The sequence below is a fragment of the Rhodobacter sp. 24-YEA-8 genome, assembly GCF_900105075.1.
Lineage (GTDB): Bacteria > Pseudomonadota > Alphaproteobacteria > Rhodobacterales > Rhodobacteraceae > Pseudogemmobacter.
The window spans coordinates 1050317-1066475 of record NZ_FNSK01000001.1 but is presented as its reverse complement, the minus strand read 5'-3'; the positions used below and the strand labels follow the sequence as shown (position 1 = coordinate 1066475).

Genomic DNA, 16159 nt, shown 5'->3' with positions numbered 1-16159 from the left:
ACCGCCAAGTGCCGACATAGCTCAGTTGGTTAGAGCACCAGATTGTGGATCTGGGGGTCCCCCGTTCGAGCCGGGGTGTCGGTACCATTCCTCCCTTTTACGCGCCCAGTGGCGATATTTCTTGCAGGTAACGCCCTGCGGGGCGGAAACTCACGGGCAGAAAAGTCTCATCCGGGAGCCTGAGCCGCCATGGGCATCAACAAACAAAGCGACATCGCCGCCAATATCCAGATCGGGCCGACCGATGCCGGTATGGTGCGGATCTATATCGAGGCCGAAGGCGGGATCGAACTGCCGCTGGATTTCGACCCCGAAGAGGCGGAAGAGATCGCAGAAGAGCTGCGCGCTGCCGCCGAGGCCGCCCGGCTGATGACGGAAGAAGGCAGCAAGGGCGGCAAACCCAAACGCCGCTGACCTTGTCGCAAGCCCGGCGCCAGACGCGCCGCAAATTCCTTTCAGAAAGGAATTTGGCCGTTTTCTGCAAAGAAAACGGCCGCCAGTTTCCTGGCGGCGCGTCGGTATCCTGATCAGGCGTTACAGGTGCAGGCGTTACCGGCAGCTGTCAGCCGCGCCGGCCGCGACGTTCCCGTTTGGCCGGGCCTTCACCGTCAGTGCCATCTGACACGGAAGAGAACCCGCCCAGCTTTGCAGCTACGTCTTCCAGGCTCGGGGCCGGACCGCGCGGCGTTTCTTCCAGCGCGCGCCGCATCGCTTTCAGATGCTCGGGCATGGTGCCGCAGCAACCGCCGATGATCTTCACCCCGGCATCGCGGGCCATCACAGCATAGACCCCCATCAGTTCCGGCGTGCCGTCATAATGGATATGGCCGTCGTGATATTTCGGGATCCCGGCATTCCCCTTTGCCACAACCGGTCGCGTGGTCCCGGTGGCAATGAAGCCCATCACCGTGCGCATCAGATCCGAGGCCCCCACGCCACAATTCGCGCCAAAGGCCAGCGGCGCCTCGGGGAGTTTCTCGACCAGCTCTGCCATCGCGGCAGAAGTCACCCCCATCATGGTGCGGCCTGCCGTATCAAAGCTCATGGTCCCGACCCAGGGCATGCCCGCAAGTTTCGCAGCCTCGGCCGCCGCGCGGTATTCTTCCGGCGCCGAGATGGTCTCAACCCAGAGAACATCGGCGCCACCGGCCTTCAGCCCTTCGGCCTGTTCATGGAACATCTCGACCGCGAGCGCATGGGTCAGGGTGCCCATCGGCTCGAAAATATCGCCGGTCGGCCCGACCGAGCCCGCCACCACCACCTTGCGCCCCGAGGCATCGGCGATCTCACGCCCCAAAGCCGCACCGACCCTGTTCAGCTCATGCACGCGGCCTTGCGCATTATGCAATTTCAGCCGCGAGGCATTGCCGCCAAAGGTGTTCGTCAGGAAGATATCCGATCCTGCCTCGACCGCATTGCGGTAGAGCGTGCGGATATTATCGGGGCGGTCGACATTCCACAGCTCCGGCGGTTCGCCCGATTCCAACCCCATATTGAAGAGATTGGTGCCGGTCGCCCCATCGGCCATCAGCCAGTCCCGCTCGGCCAGCAGCTGGCTCAGCAGGTCATTCTTCTTTGGGGCATCATTGGTCATCGGGCACCCTTTCTTAACAGATTGCGTCGCCTCACGGGCGGCGGTGCTGATCCTGTTCCTGACATGGTGCCGCTGGCCGCACAATCGCTTTCCCGACACCAGATCCACGCAAAACGCCGCGTCGGGGCACTGATTTCCGGCGCGGCGTTCTTTTATGCCGGCTCTGCGCTGACGCAGAGCCTCCTGAGAAAACCAGTCCTCAGACTTCGTTCAGCAGCTGCGCCTTGGCCACCGGCAGAAGCTCGGTCAGCTTGGCGCGGATCTGGTCGGGGCTCACCCGGTCCCCCAGATCGGCGGCGAGCTTGCGCACCACATCCTCAATGCCCGGCTCGTCGAAATCAGCCGCCACGACGTCCAGCGCATAGGCATTGGCATCATCGCCGGATTTGCCGAGAAGCTCTGCCGCCCAGAGGCCGGCAAGCTTGTTGCGCCGCGCCTCGGCCCGGAACTGCATCTCGCTGTCATGCGCGAATTTGGCCTCGAATGCGTTTTCGCGGTCGTCAAAAGTGCTCATGTAATCTCTCAGCTCCCTGTCCGGGTCATGGTTTTCATGGTCTCATCTTCCATATGATCATCCCCCCTGGCACCTGCAAGAAGAAAGCCTGCGGCAAATTTTGCCCGGCGCAGCACCGCCTGCCCCCTCGCGGCGCCCCTGCCCGCTTGCCCCCGCCTGGGGGCTCAGCTATAGGCCGGGAAACCTCCGGGGTGGCTGAGCCGCCCCTTTCGTCATTGTCTGTACAAAGGTCACCATGGCACGTCGCAAGAAGGTCTATGAGGGCAAGGCCAAGATCCTGTTCGAAGGACCGGAACCGGGCACGCTGATCCAGTATTTCAAGGATGACGAGAACGGCCCCGAAGCCGGCAGCGGCGCCAATGTCGCACCGATCTCTGCGGCCTCGGAAGGCAAGGGTGTGCTGAACAACCGGCTGTCGGAATTCTTCATGGCCGGGCTGAACAATATCGGGGTTCCGACCCATTTCATCCGCCGCCTGAACATGCGTGAGCAGCTGGTGCGGATGGCCGAGATCATTCCGCTGGAGATCCTCGTGCGGAATTTCGCGACCGGCGGGATCTCTGAGCGACTGGGTATCCCCGAAGGCATGGGCCTGCCGCGCCCGATCGTGGAATATTACTTCAAGGATGAGAAACTCGGGACGCCTCTGGTGACCGAAGAACACATCATCGCCTTTGGCTGGGGCAATCAGCAGGATCTCGACGATATGGTCGAGCTGGCGCTCAGGGTGAATGACTTCCTTTCGGGCGTCATGCTGGGCGTAGGCGTGCGGCTGATGGATTTCCGGATCGAGATCGGCCGGGTCTGGGATGGCGATTATATGCGGCTGATCCTCGCCGATGAGATCAGCCCGGATTCCATGACGCTGTGGGATCTGCGCCAGCCCGAACGCGCCGATGGGTCGGTGCCCGAACCGGGGCCACTTTCCGATGTCTATGCGGAACTGGCGCGGCGCATCGGCGTTCTGCCCTCGAATGTCACCCATGTCTCGAAACCCTCGCTGATCAACTGAAGCGATTGCCCCCTTCGCGCGCCCTGGCTATCAGGGGCGCGAGATTCCCCTGAGCCACCGGAGGCCCCGATGAAAGCCCGCGTCACCGTCATGCTGAAAAACGGCGTTCTCGATCCCCAGGGCGAGGCGATCCGCCATGCGCTTGGCGCGCTTGGCTTTGCCGGTGTGGAAGGCGTGCGCCAGGGCAAGGTCATCGAACTGGACCTCACGGCGAATGACAAGGCGGCCGCCGAGGCCGATGTGAAGGCTATGTGCGAGAAGCTGCTCGCGAATACGGTGATCGAAGGCTACAAGGTCGAGATCCTCTGAGATCTGGTTGGCCGGGCACGGGGGCTCTGCCCCCGCCTGCCTTTGGCAGACTCCCCCGGGATATTTAGAGACAGATGAAATTGCTGTCGGAGAAATTGGGAGGCGCTCTTTCGGGGTGCCTTTTTTTTTGCGCGCCGTTTTTTTTATGCGCCCGGCTTTTCTAGCCGCGGGGCGTGACGCGGAGGCGGATGCCGTTTTCGGCGCGCACCGTCAGATGGGCCACCGGAACCGGGTCGGCGCCTTCGATGCGGTCAAAGCGGAAGTGCCGGACCAGCATGGCGAGGAGGAGGACGCCTTCGACCATGGCGAAACCGGCGCCGGTACAGACGCGGGGGCCGGCGGAAAAGGGCATATATGCCTCGCGCGCGGAGTGGCGGCCCTCGCTGGTTTGCCAGCGGGCGGGGCAGAAGGCGTCGGGTTCCGCCCAGAGCCGTTCATGGCGCTGGAGATGCCAGGGCGAGAGCACAACCTGGGCGCCGGGCCTGACCTTGCGGTCGCGGAAGGTCTCGGCGCGCGTGTTCTGTCGCACCATCATCGGCACCGGCGGGTAGAGGCGCAGCGCCTCGCGAAAGACATCGCGGGTGTAGTGCAGCCGGTTCACGGCGCTGAAATCGGGGGCCGCGCCAAGCGAGGCCGCTTCGGCCGCGACGCGCTCCTGCACATCGGGGCTGAGCGCGAGCAGATAGAGCGACCAGCCAAGCGCCGAGGCGCTGGTCTCATGCCCGGCAAGAAAGAAGATCGCGACCTGATCGACCATTTCCGCGGGCGTGAAGCGCTTTCCGGTCACGGGTTCGGCGGTGGTCATGATTTTGGTTGCGAGATCATCAGGGGCAGTGCCCGCGGCGATTTCAGCCGCCCGCGCATCTGTCAGCCGGGTGATCAGATCGCGGATCATCTTTGCCGAGGCCCGGGTGCGCTTGCGATGCAGGCGCGGGAACCAGCGGGGCAGCGGCAGGAAGGCCGCAAGGTTCAGGATCGGCTGCGTGCGCTGATAGGCGCGGAATTCAAAAAAGACCCGGGCCGCGATCTCATGTTCGATCGGAATCGAAAACAGCGTGCGGAAGATCACATCCGCCGCCGCATGGGACATTTCCTCTTCGACCTCGACCTCGGTTCCCGTGACGCCCTGGGTCAGATCCTGCATCCGGGCGACCGCCGCCTGCCCCGCCGCCACCATGGCGGGGAACGTGTCGCGCAGGCGTCCGCCCTCGAAGGCCGGGTCGATGATGCGGCGCTGGCGCTTCCAGGTCTCGCCATTGGTGACGAAGACGGAATTGCCCAGAAGGGGTTCCAGCCCCGCCCGGATCCGGTTCGATTTCGGGAAATCTTCGGGTCGGTCCTTCAGCACCAGATCGACAAGCTTCGGGTCATTGCAGAGATAGGAGCGGAAGAAAGGCGTGCGGAACTCGGCCATCCAGGCGCGGTAAAGCCGCGCAGGCTGGGCCGAGAGGATGTCGCGCCGAAAGAGCCTGAGATAGGTCAGAAGCGAGACCCTTTCGGCGCGGGCCGCGGGTTTCGGGGGCACAGGGGCCCCGGATGCCCCCGCAAAGGGGCAGGATTTGGGATCGTTGCTCACGCCACGTTTCTATAGCGGTTGACGGTGGCTTCAATGCGGCTTTTCGACGGGTGGCGGGTTTTGAAACGCGCGCCCAGCGTCTGCGGCCCGGCGGTCACGCGGAAATAGTCATATTCGTCGGGATTGCCCGCGAGATTGTCGAAGGCGCAAAGATACTGGAAATGCAGCCGGAACCAGCGCCGCCGCAAAGCGCGCCAGCGGGCCGGGCTCAGCGTCTGGGTGAAGGCGGCGGAAATGACCAGCGGCCAGCGTTTGCCCTCGGGCGGCGTGACCGAAACCGAAACCGGGTCGCATAGCGCAAAAGCACAGCCGTCGCCGGGGGCCGTCACATCGATCCAGGCGATCTCGTCGCGGGTGGAAAGCCAGGCCAGATCGGCGCGCAGGCGGGTGGCCTCTGGCAGGAACGACACCATCGGCACCACATGGCCGAGCGACAGGAACGACAGAACCGGGCGCGGTGCGGGAAGGCCCGCGTGCAAAAGATCGGCAAGAATCGAGACGCCGAGATGCGCGCCCGAAGAATGGCCGATCACCAGCACCTCGTCGTATTCTCCGGACAGTGCGGCCCGGATCTGCCTGCCGAAATCCCGCATCCGTGCCTCAAGCTCGGGCGGGTTGGCGCCCTTATACTGCGCCGAATAGGCATAATCATGCATAAGATACCAGGCAAAGACCTTATTGTCCTTCTTTCGGAACCAATAAAGCACATACCAGAGGATGCCGCCCGCGACCGGAAGGCCCGGCACCCAATGCAACAGATGCGCCACCAGGGCAAATCCGGCCCAGGCCAGCCCCAAAGCGACACCCAGCTGCAAAAGCAGAAAGACAATCGGGTACAGCGCCGCGATCATCGGGCCTTTGCGCAGCCGCATCAGCCGGAAGAGTGCTCCCGATCCGATATAGGCCCAGGCGGTGCGGAAAAGCTGCAGATAGGTCGCCGGGATCGTCTCGGACATCGAGCCTTTGACGATATCGGACCAGACCAGCACCTCCATATCGGTCTCGGCGGCGCGCCCCTCGATCGTGGCCTCGACACGCCAGCCATAGGGGCCGCCGGCCTTTTTCGGCTTGAGGCTAAGATCATAGCCCGAAAGCCGTGCCTGTTCGGTGCCTTCCTTGCGGTAAAGCTCGCGGTAGCGGCGCGGGTGAAACGGGTCATAGCCGGGAAGGTAGAATACCTTCCGGCGGAAAATCTCGCCCTGTCGCTGATCAGTCATTCCCACCTCCGGCAAGGCCCGGTCTGCCGGAGAAATCGGGCAGGATTAAGGGATCATCCGGGCACCGGCAGGCCGAGTGTCTCGAAAATGTTCAGGAGCCACCAGCTGAAATCGGTAAAGGCCCCGGTCACCATCATTATGCCGACGATCAGCAGCAGGGCACCCATCGCGCGCTCGATCCATTTCATATGGCGTTTGAGACGGGTCATCACCCCCATAGCGCGCTCGATGAACAGGGCAGAGATCAGGAAGGGCAGCCCCAGCCCCACCGCGTAAACGCCCAGAAGGAACGTCCCGCGCGTGACCGAGCCCTCCTGTGCCGCAAGCGACAGGATGGTGCCTAGCTGCGGCCCGATACAGGGCGTCCAGCCCGCCGCAAAAGCCAGCCCAAGAAGGAAGGCGCCAAAGGCAGATCCGCCCTGATCGCCCGCATCCAGCCGCGCCTCGCGATCAAGGATCGGGATGCGGATGATGCCGGTGAAATGCAGGCCGAAAATGAAGATCACCACCCCCGCAACCCGGGCGAACATCACCTGGTTTTGCAGGAAGAACGCACCAAAGGCCGACATGGTGAATCCCAGAAGCAGGAAGATCACCGAAAGGCCCAGCACGAAGAACAAAGCCGGGATGAGGATACGGCGCCTTGCCCTTCCCTCTTTCATCTCGCCGACAGAAATCCCGCCCATATAGGCCAGATATGGCGGCACGACCGGAAGCACGCAGGGCGAGAGGAATGACAAAACCCCCGCGATCAGCGCGATGAAAGTGGCCGGGCCCAGCCCTGCATCGAAGAGATCAATTCCAAACATGGTCAAACTCATAGCCATAGCCGGAGGGCGCGTCATCCGCTATGCGCTCACATTGACGGCATTCCCCTGTCACATTCCGTCGCAGCCCGCTATCACCGCCATATGACCGCGCAGTATGACCATGAACTCGATTGCGAGGGGCTGCTATGCCCCCTCCCCGTGCTGAAAGCGCGCAAACGTCTGCTGGCGATGGAACCGGGCGAGGTTTTACGGGTAAGCACCACGGACCGGATGGCAGTGATCGATCTGCCGCATTTCTGCGCCGGTGCCGGGCATGACTATCTTGAGGCACAGGCTGACGCCGCTGTGACCCGCCATCTGATCCGGCGCGGCGCGAACAGCCTTCCCGCGCAGGACTGAACTGCTCAGTCTGTAATGCCGGTGCCGAATGACGGGGCCGGTAGTGCCTGGGATAAAGATCCCCGCCAAAATGATTCCAAAGGTGGCGCCGACACGCGAGTGCCGGAGCCGGGGCCTGACCAGACAGAAATCTGCTACCCAGCTTTTGACAGTCGCTCATGCGCGCCGACATCCGCTTTCATGGTTGCTATCTTAGACTTGGCGGCCGAGATCACCCTGGCATGCCAGGAGGGTGTCGGGGAATCATTATAAACAGAACGCCCCCGGCAATCCGGCGGCCTCTCGTTTGAGCGTCGTCCCTGCCCGCGCCCTCTGTCGGACCTGATCATGCATCCCCCATCTCACCAGAGAACCGGCGGATTGACACCTATGCCAGCAGGCCATGAAACCAGTGGCGGCGGTCCTTCGTTATGTTCCGGACACCAGGGAAGGAATACCAATGAAGCCGCCGACACCGCCAACAAGACACCGCGAGAAGGCTGCGGTGATTTTCGCCATAGTGGTGGCCGTCATCGTCGTCCTGTTCTTCGTCCTGCGGGTCTTCTGGCATTCGGACGTCCAGGAGAGAGATCCTGATAGCCTGAACGCTCCGGACATGCCGAATGACGCTCCGGTTTCAGCCCCTCTCGAGATCGAATAAGGCCTCCGCTATCCCGCTGTTTCCCGCTCCCCACAGTCCCGCCCATTCGCGCCGCCAGGCGGGCCCCGGCGAGTTGACGCAGTGATCCGCGCGTCGGGGTGATTACGGCTGCGGGGTATGGCCGGGCGAAGTGGGTCTATGAAAGGCGGGGCGATGCGCTGTGGTTACACTGTCGCAAACGGGTAAGCCGGCAGGCCTTCGCCGGGATCCGCAGCCATATACCCGCCATGGTTGCGCGAATCGTCTGATTCCTCTTCGATCACCGCACAACAGAAGGAGGAGGTCGCGATGGGTCAGAAATGGACGACAGCGCATAAGCTCGCCTGCCGTGATGAGAATGGCGATTTAACTCGCGTTTTCCATCAGGTGTTGAAGGACGGGGCGAACGAAGTTGTTGAGGAAAGGTTCGTTCTCGGGAACTGCGAGCCAGTGTCGCGGGTGCAGGGTCTGTATCATCGGGAGAATGGCAACATCATTTCCCCACCGCCGGTTTCACTTCCTTAAAAGCCAGGCGCCCTCGGCAAGCCGGGGGTGTTTCTCGCAGGCTCATAGCTTCGCCTTCGCGCGCGCAGTGGCGATCCCAGCCAAACCACCAGAATCAAAAATGAAATCCCTGTTCGCCGACACGCTTCTGGCCACCTTTGCAGCATGCGGCACAGCTGAGAAGGACGCCGATACTGCGAATACCGGTTCAAAGACCGCGAGTAAGGGTGCAGTGAGTCATGCCGTCGCAACCGGCGCGGCGAGCGTTGCGGCAGAGGCAACCGGTGGTTGATATGTTCTGCCCCGCGCGGATCGTGCCGGGCAGAGTTACCCACCTTCCCCAATTACCCAATCAGTGAAAACGTGATCAGCGAAAGCGGAACCCCTGGCGGAGCGAGACAGTTGATCTCTCAGCAATAGGAGGAAGCTATGACCAAACCCGATTTCGACAAAGAAGCTGAGAACACGAAGTTCAACGTCGAGGAAGAGGCGCAGAAGCAAAAGATGGGTAACGCTGCCCAGCCGTTTAACCCGAACAAAGCGCCCAGAACCAATGAGCCCAATGCGGGCGGGGCAAATCGTGAGAACGGCCATCGCGGCTGAAACGCAAAGCGCCCGGCGGGATCTCTCCTCCGGGCGCGATTATTCTACGGGCAAAAGTATCAAGTGGGCCAGAGTTTCGAAAGCTCTGTCTTGCGTTCCTGAGCTACAGATGGGGGCATATCCAGGATGAGATCGATCCCCGCGAGAATAGCGAGGCCATCCAGCTCCGCCCTGATCCAGAGCAGTGCGCCATACCATGCGAGATAGCGGCGCTGCGCTGCGGCGATCTGTGATCTGTGATCTGGACGGGGTCATGACCACAGGACAATTCAGAACCGGCTCCTCATGCACCCTGCCCTTGCGGCCGATGCACTTCTGTATGGGCACAGCCCTGTGCGCCGAGATGATGCGCCTCTTCCGTCACTGCCAGCTCCCCATGTGGAGTGCCCCCCCCCGCAAGGCTGGATCGTCGGCCGCGCATCCTGCATCCAGCCAGGCGTGATCCCGGCGCGGGCATGCTGGGCGACGAACACCGCCATCTGCCACCCGCCATGGCTGACCGGCAGGCTTGCCCCCCTCGAGGCGATGATCTGATCGTCCCTGGCCGGATCCGACCGCCCTGCGCAGTCACTTTCTCAGCCGATAGCGCCGTGCTGCATCATCAGCCAGATGCCTTCGATACGCATGCGCTGACTGCCGGAGGTTTCACCCGTCTCGTCAAACTCAAGGCCGGCGTGTTCTCTGCCAAATGCCCATTCCAGCACGCGCTGGATCGACATGCTGCAGATGTCAGCCTGGGGCAGATCGGCTGATGGGGCGTTTGCGGACAGCCTTGGCTGGAGGATGATTTCCGAGCTGATAACTGGCGGTGCGGCCTTCGCCTGGCGCGAGCGCGGGCGCACAACCCCGCCAGCCGACATCGCTTCGTCCCGGAGCCTGATTTCCTCTGGTGCCATTCTGCTCATACCGCCCCCTGATCACAACGGGTTGATGCGGGAACCAAACAGCCCACTACACGTTGTCTTATCAGACCGTCACACTGTCCCGTGACCTGTCTGTTGATCTGCCTGTATGACTGCCGGGTCGCCTATGTGCGTCCCGGCTTTTTTCCGATACCAGCACCGGGAACCATTTGCGTCGCAATCGGTTGGCAATTGTGGCGACCGCAATCTCCCTCGGCCAGCCGCCCTCCCTGTCCGACCGGGGCGCTCAGGGAATGGGGCGCCCCGTTTCTCGCGCCAGGGCAGAATTGCCTACGCAATGATGCCATCTTCGCCTCTCCCACCGGGCGGAGTAGAAATGCCTCATTACCTCTGGTTACGAGTGATTGAGTTCCAGTAGTATTGATTGAAGAGAGAGCCGCCCTTGCGCATGTCGCGATGGCGGCTTTTTTCATTTCATCCCATCACTCCCCCTTTCCCTGACGGGTGTGAAATGGCTTGGCGCAACAAGAGGGCCTGACGATTTGCAACCTTTACAGTCAGACCACCCCAACCGCACCGCAAATAAGGGATACATCGCGCACATCATTGGCTCGAGCGAGGACGGGCCCCGGGGAAACGCTGAGCTGTCCAAGGCCTTGGCCAAGGACCCGGATAATGTCATGTTGCTCTGCGATGGCTGTCACCGTGTGATTGATCGCGACGAAAGTGACAAGCATCCGGTGGAGGTGTTGCGCCGGAAGAAGGCCGAACACGAGGACTGGATTTCGCGCTCCGTGGGCCTGCGCCCCGCCAGCCAGTCTCACATTTTGCGGTTTACGAACCAGATTGCTGCCAATGAGACAGCCATTCCTGTCGACATGTGTATCGCAGCCATGCAGGCAATTGGCCGGACGCCGGCAAGCTTCGACCCTATAGATCTGAAGCTTGGCATTGGCGGTCAGCAAGACGATGGAGACCTGTTCTGGGCCGTTGAGCCAGACGATCTGGTGCGGTTCTTTCAGGAGAGGATGAAGGGTCGCATCAATAGCGGCCAGTATCGTCACATATCCGTATTCGGCTTGGCGACCCCGGTGCGCAGGATCGTTCTGATGAGCCGTCCCGGCTCCGCGCCGCTCCAGCCGCGTTGGCTGCCCACCAGCCCGAAACTGGCCCCCTCGCTGCCCGCTTCCAGCACCATGACCGGCGCCGTAAGCAGCTCGCCGAGCTTGCGGGCCCAGTGACTTTTGCCGATGCCGGGCGGCCCGTCGAGCAGCATTGGCGGCAGCCGGAAACCCTTCCAGCCCTCGCGGACGGAACGGCGCATGGCATGCCAGGCGAGTTCATTGGCCGGACCCATCCAGGGCATATCCGTATGGAGTTCGGCGGCGATCTCATCCGCGCGATGCTCACTGGGGATGGCGATCAGCTCCGCGCCGTCGGCCAGCGCTCGCAGCGCGTTGCGATCCTCCGTCTTCAGATGGCCCGCGCCCGGCAGCTTTGCCCGGGCCGCCAGGATCAGGCCAACACGGCGGTCAATCCTGTCGACCTCATGATCGGGGAGCTTTTTGACCAGCTCATCGAGCTCCGTCATGCTGAGCGACTTCGCCGCCTCGACCGTGGCCTGACGCAGGCGGACGAGATGGGCCATGAAGCGGCGTGTCAGCTTGAAGCGATTATCGTCCGGATCGAAGAGTCTGACCCCGAGCATGGGTATTTTGGGCATGGCAAGGTTAGCCTTATGTCATGGTTTTAGGGCCGAAGAGAAATTACTCCCTCGGATATAGAATTATGAATTTTCTGATTTTCCGGATTGAGATCCCGCGCCCAGAATTTTTCAGCAGGACTACTCACATATATCAGATTACGATCAGCATTTATCGATATGTCAATCGGACGAAGAAATAGCCCGTATTATATTCGATAACATCTCGATTGGCATGGATGCATCAAATCTCAGTGTCGCATCTCTGATTTGCAAAGTGCATTCATAAAAATCATCCACCTGACTCAATTTTTGAGTATCAACCGGTCGCCGCACATCGCGAGGATCCCAAATTCCTTTCGTATCGAATCTGACTTCTGGCGCCTTAATCTCGACAAATCTTGGCGCGCCTGTTTTGATGGGATTTTCTTTGCGGACCCACTTTCCCAGCGTGCAGTCATCGATGCCGATCTCCCGAGCCAAGTTGGCAATCGTCGCGCCAGCAGCGACTTTTCTGGCGGCCTCTGCCTTGACTTCTTTCAGCCATCTGCGGCGTCCAGCGGTATCGATCCGAACAGGAATCCCCCATATTTTATGGGCTTGCGCTGCGATGTCGTCATTTTCAGTCGGCATGGTTGACTTTCAGCGGAGAAGGAGTGTTGCAAGTAATCGGAGACAGTTTTATCATCTCTCGGTGGGAGCACATATGGCGAATCTGATGACAAAATTGGTGCTAGAAGGTCGTCACAGTCGCAGTTTGACTTATCGTCATATTTGAAGATTTTTGAATTACTTACTCCGGAACCTTCCGGAGGAGGCTTCATTTCAGATCCATCCTCCAACGCGTAAACTTCGGCAGATTCAGAGGAACCTCTAGGAACGCCGAGACCGTATAGGAGGTCAAAAATGCTAATGATCCCAAATTCGGGAGCGGGGCGGGTCAGTTTCTCTTGGCGCATGATTGTCATAACCCCGAAGGAGTATGGGTGTGGAGCGGAACAACGCGGCGCCAGTCGAGGCCCTCAAACAGTGCCTGAAACTGACTGGTCGAAATGCTCAATGCATCCGTTGTCGCCGTGGGCCATGTAAAAGCACGATCCTCCAGCCTCTTGAGGACTAGAACAACACCTGAGCCATCCCAGAATACCATCTTTAAACGGTCTGCTCGACGTGATCTGAAAATGAAGATCGCCCCGCTGAAAGGCTTCAGACGCATCTGTGAAACGACCAGCGACTGTAGGCCATCGATGCCTTTGCGGAAGTCGATGGGCTGCGTCGAGACGTAAATTTTGACGTTGCCAAGGCTGTTAATCATCCCCCGACACCACCGTGAATGACGGTTGTATGGGGTAGCGGCTGCCCTGAAGCGCTTACGTCGGGGGTCGGTTGGATTTCGGCCATATGTGGTTCCTCAGTGGACCATCATAGGCTGCAACAAATGTTCAATGAGCGTCAGAGACACTCGATGCTTCGCTTACGTCAAAATAGTCTTGGGACAGGTTTGAGAAACATAGTGAGGAACCCGGACTTGTGGATTTCATCAGAAAATTTGACATAGAATGACCTCAGAAGTTGCCGACACCTACTATCGGCTAAGCGCTGATGGTCAAAGCTGCGCTCAACTGCCAATGACCGCAATGGGCTCAAAGCGTCGATCCGGGCAGCGGCCCTGGTCAGTCGTGCTGGACCGGAGCGCAGGTGGCAGCTATGCGGGACGGAGCGGACGCTCACATGTGCGACTGATATCGCAGGTGAATAAGGGGGTAAGGTCTTCCTTGCCCATCATGGGAAGATCGTCCCGTGCGGACGAATCCGATATGCTCGTAGAACCCGAGCGCCTCTGTATTTTGCTCGTTCACATCGGTCGTCAGTTCAGAGTGTGCCGCGACTGCTCGTGAAATCAAAGCTCTGCCAACCCCATTGCCATGTTGATCCGGATCGACAAACAGGGCCTCCAGATGCCCCGCATGCAGAAACATAAAGCCTTGCGGCATCCCCGTTGCATCCGCAGCAAGCACCAGGCTCAACTTTGGAAATAACTCCAGAACTTCGGCCTCAATTGCCCGTCTGTCTAGGGGCGCAAGAAAGTGATGGGTGGCGTCGACAGACCGGCGCCAAATCTCCATGACGCGCGGCAAGTCCTGATCTGTTGAAGGTCTGAAAATAAGCATGCTGTCTGATACCATGTATTTCCGACTGACCGCAAACGGCTCTTGCGCTTCAGGTGATGCGAGGGTCATCTATACCCTTGCGGCAGTCGGAGTCTGGCATTTGTATCTTCTGAATGCGCAGGATGCTTGCCTGGATCGCGGCGGCAAGTGGCTTCTAACCAATATGTACGAAGAGCCCTCACCGAACAGCACCGAATGACCGCTAAGGCTCTTCGCGTCACCCCTTCCGGATGGCCCACCGCTCCACCATCGCTCCGGCACCACGCGGGCCCAGTTAGGACAGGACGGCGATCAGTCCCGCCTCGAGAGCAGCGTCTTGATGTCGCGACGAACTTCATCAAGCATGCCGTTGGTGGTATCTCTGGCCTCTTTATGGACGCGCAGGTCCTCGTCGCGCTGCCGCCACAGGCGCCGGATCTCTGCGCCATTGGCCTTGGTCTGAGCCTCACCGCGCACCAGCCAGACGATGAGGGCCACTGCGGCGCTGATTTGTACCCAGTCAGCTTTGATCACAGCCCAAAGGCCGGATGATGGATCAGTCAAAAGCGCCTCCTGCGCTACGGGATTTCACGAATATCGGGAGAAGGTCAGAGCGGGCACACTGTGCATGTCGGCAGGGCTCAACCTGGTGCCGAAGCGCTGCCCCGGGGTTCCCTGACTGGTCGGGGCAATGCGAACAGGCGGGAGCGGCACCCTCATGCCCTAGCGCAGCGCGTCGAGGTCGCCGACGACGAGGTTCACATCATAGGATCGAAGTCGGAATTGCTGCGAACGCTGGTCGCCGCTTCAAGCGTAGAAACGGCGGCGTTCGGCGTTCATAGTTCTGTTCTGAAATGGCGCGCCGCGCCGGGTGATGATGAGAACTATGTCTACGCTATAGCCCTCTAAATTTAGGAACGAGCGAATGGCACCTATGGGGTGGCTTGCTGCTAGTCCGCTTCTGGCCGCCCAAGCTGGAAAAGCTGTCGTTCAGTTGGCCGTCGAACTTCGGCAGGAATGCACCCCAAGTCCGGACAGCCAGCATCGCTGATACGCTTTCCAAAAGCAGACGCTTGTTCAGGGAAATTTCCCGAGCGCTTAAACTGCCGGGGTGTTCACTGCGTTCGCCGGCATTGGCCGTATCGGCCCGAACCATGCACCGCAGGCGATTTTCAAGCATGAGGGCGGCCGCGCCCTCGCCAAGCACCATCGTCAGTTCGCTTTCCACTGCCTGGAGCATGTTGGGCGCTCGACCGACAAGGCTCTGATCGAGGTGTGGCGCGATGCCAGCGAATTAGGCCGCACATCCGTACCAACGCCGCGCGCGACTGAAGCGCCTCGGCCAACGTGAGTATATCCGGATATAAATCTAAAATTCCGACGCAATTCTATTGTCTGTTCTATCTATTCCATCCTAGTCAGCCACGGAGCTGCTGTATAATATCTGGCCATGATACGGCATCTAGATTTGAGGTTTGAAGGAAGTGGCTGCGCCGCCGCACATTGGTTGGATCAAGGACACGGGTGAACGTCAACAGACGGCATGCGGGAAAGAAATCCAAATCTGGGAACTCGATCCCGTTGACGACCAAGCCGTTCTGTCGGCGTGGGCGGCACATTTCCGACATCATTACTGCGCTGACGCTGATCTTCCGGCTCTCGTGGACGGCACCGGCAAGAGCAAAGCCGAGTTTCTAAACACGATATTGTTTCCCGATGTGAAGGTGGCACCCGGCCCAAGCCTTCGGTCAGGTGACTTTAGCGAGATACTGGTCGCCGACTTTATCGAGTTCATATTGGGATATTGGTGCCCTCGGGAGCTACGGTATCAGGATCGCTGGAATCGACAGGACTCCACCAAGGGCTGCGATATCGTCGGCTTCAAGTTTGTGAATAACCAAGGCGAAAACGCGAACGACGAGCTCTACATCTTCGAGTCAAAGTCCGGGTTGTCAGCGACAAAAAACAATCGGCTTCAAGACGCGGTCACGGACTCGATGAAGGACCACCTTCGCGAAGCCATGACGCTGAATGCGATGAAGCAGCGCCTTCTGGTGCGCGGGGAGACCGCGCAGGTTGAGGCCGTCCAGCGATTCCAGAACGAAACCGAGCGGCCCTTCCGTCGCATCAACGGGGCAGCCGCAGTGTTGGACATCGATGTCCTCGCGACAACGAAGCTGGAGGAGACCGACGCGACCGGGCACAAGAACGCGGCAAACCTGCGGCTGCTCGTCATTAAGGGCCCCTCCCTGATGCAACTTGTCCAAGCCCTTTACGAAAGAGCGGCTAATGAAGCCTAGAGCAACCGCGACCAGAGTGCTTTCCAC

The 16159-nt window shown here is 60.2% G+C and carries 20 protein-coding genes and 1 tRNA gene; 9 read left to right on the top strand and 12 right to left on the bottom strand.

The window, feature by feature from the left end; genetic code table 11:
* Nucleotides 1-10 precede the first annotated feature (10 nt).
* Together BLW25_RS05395 and BLW25_RS05390 are read left to right on the top strand one after the other, a co-directional pair.
* Nucleotides 11-87: transfer RNA gene (locus tag BLW25_RS05395), tRNA-His, on the top strand.
* A 102-nt stretch (nt 88-189) separates the two neighbouring features.
* Entirely contained in the window at nt 190-414 is a 225-nt protein-coding gene (locus BLW25_RS05390) for a DUF6324 family protein (protein ID WP_092897086.1), read from the top strand.
* Between the two features lie 148 nt (nt 415-562).
* Here BLW25_RS05390 and bmt read toward each other — a convergent pair whose 3' ends face one another.
* Nucleotides 563-1594, bottom strand: coding sequence for a betaine--homocysteine S-methyltransferase (bmt, locus tag BLW25_RS05385; RefSeq protein ID WP_092897084.1), 1032 nt, complete (start codon nt 1592-1594; stop codon nt 563-565).
* 199 nt (nt 1595-1793) lie between these two features.
* Nucleotides 1794-2108, bottom strand: a complete 315-nt coding sequence (locus tag BLW25_RS05380; protein WP_092897082.1) for a DUF1476 domain-containing protein — start codon at nt 2106-2108, stop codon at nt 1794-1796.
* Between the two features lie 235 nt (nt 2109-2343).
* Between BLW25_RS05380 and BLW25_RS05375 the strand changes: the two genes are divergently transcribed.
* Entirely contained in the window at nt 2344-3120 is a 777-nt protein-coding gene (locus BLW25_RS05375; RefSeq protein ID WP_092897080.1) for a phosphoribosylaminoimidazolesuccinocarboxamide synthase, read from the top strand.
* Between the two features lie 69 nt (nt 3121-3189).
* A complete protein-coding gene (purS, locus tag BLW25_RS05370; RefSeq protein ID WP_092897078.1) occupies nt 3190-3429 on the top strand; it encodes a phosphoribosylformylglycinamidine synthase subunit PurS in 240 nt (79 codons plus the stop codon).
* Between the two features lie 160 nt (nt 3430-3589).
* Here purS and BLW25_RS05365 read toward each other — a convergent pair whose 3' ends face one another.
* From BLW25_RS05365 to BLW25_RS05355, 3 genes are read right to left on the bottom strand one after another with little or no spacing between them, the layout of a single operon-like run.
* Nucleotides 3590-4954, bottom strand: a complete 1365-nt coding sequence (locus BLW25_RS05365) for a cytochrome P450 (RefSeq protein ID WP_092897076.1) — start codon at nt 4952-4954, stop codon at nt 3590-3592.
* A 47-nt stretch (nt 4955-5001) separates the two neighbouring features.
* Nucleotides 5002-6222 (bottom strand): hypothetical protein, encoded by a 1221-nt coding sequence (locus BLW25_RS05360; protein ID WP_092897074.1) that lies wholly within the window; start codon nt 6220-6222, stop codon nt 5002-5004.
* A gap of 53 nt (nt 6223-6275) precedes the next feature.
* Entirely contained in the window at nt 6276-7031 is a 756-nt protein-coding gene (locus BLW25_RS05355) for a cytochrome c biogenesis CcdA family protein (protein WP_092901560.1), read from the bottom strand.
* A 102-nt stretch (nt 7032-7133) separates the two neighbouring features.
* On the opposite strand from BLW25_RS05355, the gene BLW25_RS05350 reads away from it, so the two are divergent.
* The 4 genes from BLW25_RS05350 to BLW25_RS05335 all read left to right on the top strand — a co-directional run bounded on the left by BLW25_RS05350 (nt 7134) and on the right by BLW25_RS05335 (nt 9117).
* Nucleotides 7134-7391, top strand: a complete 258-nt coding sequence (locus BLW25_RS05350; protein WP_092897072.1) for a sulfurtransferase TusA family protein — start codon at nt 7134-7136, stop codon at nt 7389-7391.
* 439 nt (nt 7392-7830) lie between these two features.
* A complete protein-coding gene (locus tag BLW25_RS05345) occupies nt 7831-8031 on the top strand; it encodes a hypothetical protein (protein WP_092897070.1) in 201 nt (66 codons plus the stop codon).
* Between the two features lie 463 nt (nt 8032-8494).
* Entirely contained in the window at nt 8495-8806 is a 312-nt protein-coding gene (locus BLW25_RS23890) for a hypothetical protein (RefSeq protein ID WP_143040447.1), read from the top strand.
* Between the two features lie 137 nt (nt 8807-8943).
* Nucleotides 8944-9117 (top strand): hypothetical protein, encoded by a 174-nt coding sequence (locus tag BLW25_RS05335; protein WP_092897066.1) that lies wholly within the window; start codon nt 8944-8946, stop codon nt 9115-9117.
* Between the two features lie 575 nt (nt 9118-9692).
* On the opposite strand, the gene BLW25_RS05330 is transcribed toward BLW25_RS05335, so the two are convergent.
* From BLW25_RS05330 to BLW25_RS05300, 7 genes are all read right to left on the bottom strand, one after another.
* Nucleotides 9693-10013 (bottom strand): hypothetical protein, encoded by a 321-nt coding sequence (locus BLW25_RS05330; protein ID WP_143040446.1) that lies wholly within the window; start codon nt 10011-10013, stop codon nt 9693-9695.
* A 524-nt stretch (nt 10014-10537) separates the two neighbouring features.
* On the bottom strand, nt 10538-11044 hold the full coding sequence (locus BLW25_RS05325; RefSeq protein ID WP_092897062.1) for a hypothetical protein: 507 nt from the start codon (nt 11042-11044) through the stop codon (nt 10538-10540).
* Nucleotides 11041-11688, bottom strand: a complete 648-nt coding sequence (locus BLW25_RS05320) for a P-loop NTPase family protein (protein WP_092897059.1) — start codon at nt 11686-11688, stop codon at nt 11041-11043. Before BLW25_RS05320 ends, BLW25_RS05325 begins: the two co-directional genes overlap by 4 nt.
* A 177-nt stretch (nt 11689-11865) precedes the next feature.
* Complete coding sequence (locus BLW25_RS05315; protein WP_092897057.1) at nt 11866-12315, bottom strand: transposase; 450 nt, start codon at nt 12313-12315, stop codon at nt 11866-11868.
* Nucleotides 12316-12646: 331 nt separating this feature from the next.
* Nucleotides 12647-12997, bottom strand: a complete 351-nt coding sequence (tnpB, locus tag BLW25_RS05310; RefSeq protein ID WP_092897054.1) for an IS66 family insertion sequence element accessory protein TnpB — start codon at nt 12995-12997, stop codon at nt 12647-12649.
* Between the two features lie 412 nt (nt 12998-13409).
* Entirely contained in the window at nt 13410-13922 is a 513-nt protein-coding gene (locus BLW25_RS05305; protein ID WP_253188216.1) for an acetyltransferase, read from the bottom strand.
* Nucleotides 13923-14144: 222 nt separating this feature from the next.
* Nucleotides 14145-14396, bottom strand: a complete 252-nt coding sequence (locus BLW25_RS05300) for a hypothetical protein (RefSeq protein ID WP_253188215.1) — start codon at nt 14394-14396, stop codon at nt 14145-14147.
* A 920-nt stretch (nt 14397-15316) separates the two neighbouring features.
* Between BLW25_RS05300 and BLW25_RS05285 the strand changes: the two genes are divergently transcribed.
* Entirely contained in the window at nt 15317-16132 is an 816-nt protein-coding gene (locus BLW25_RS05285) for a Hachiman antiphage defense system protein HamA (protein WP_092897049.1), read from the top strand.
* Nucleotides 16133-16159 lie beyond the last annotated feature (27 nt).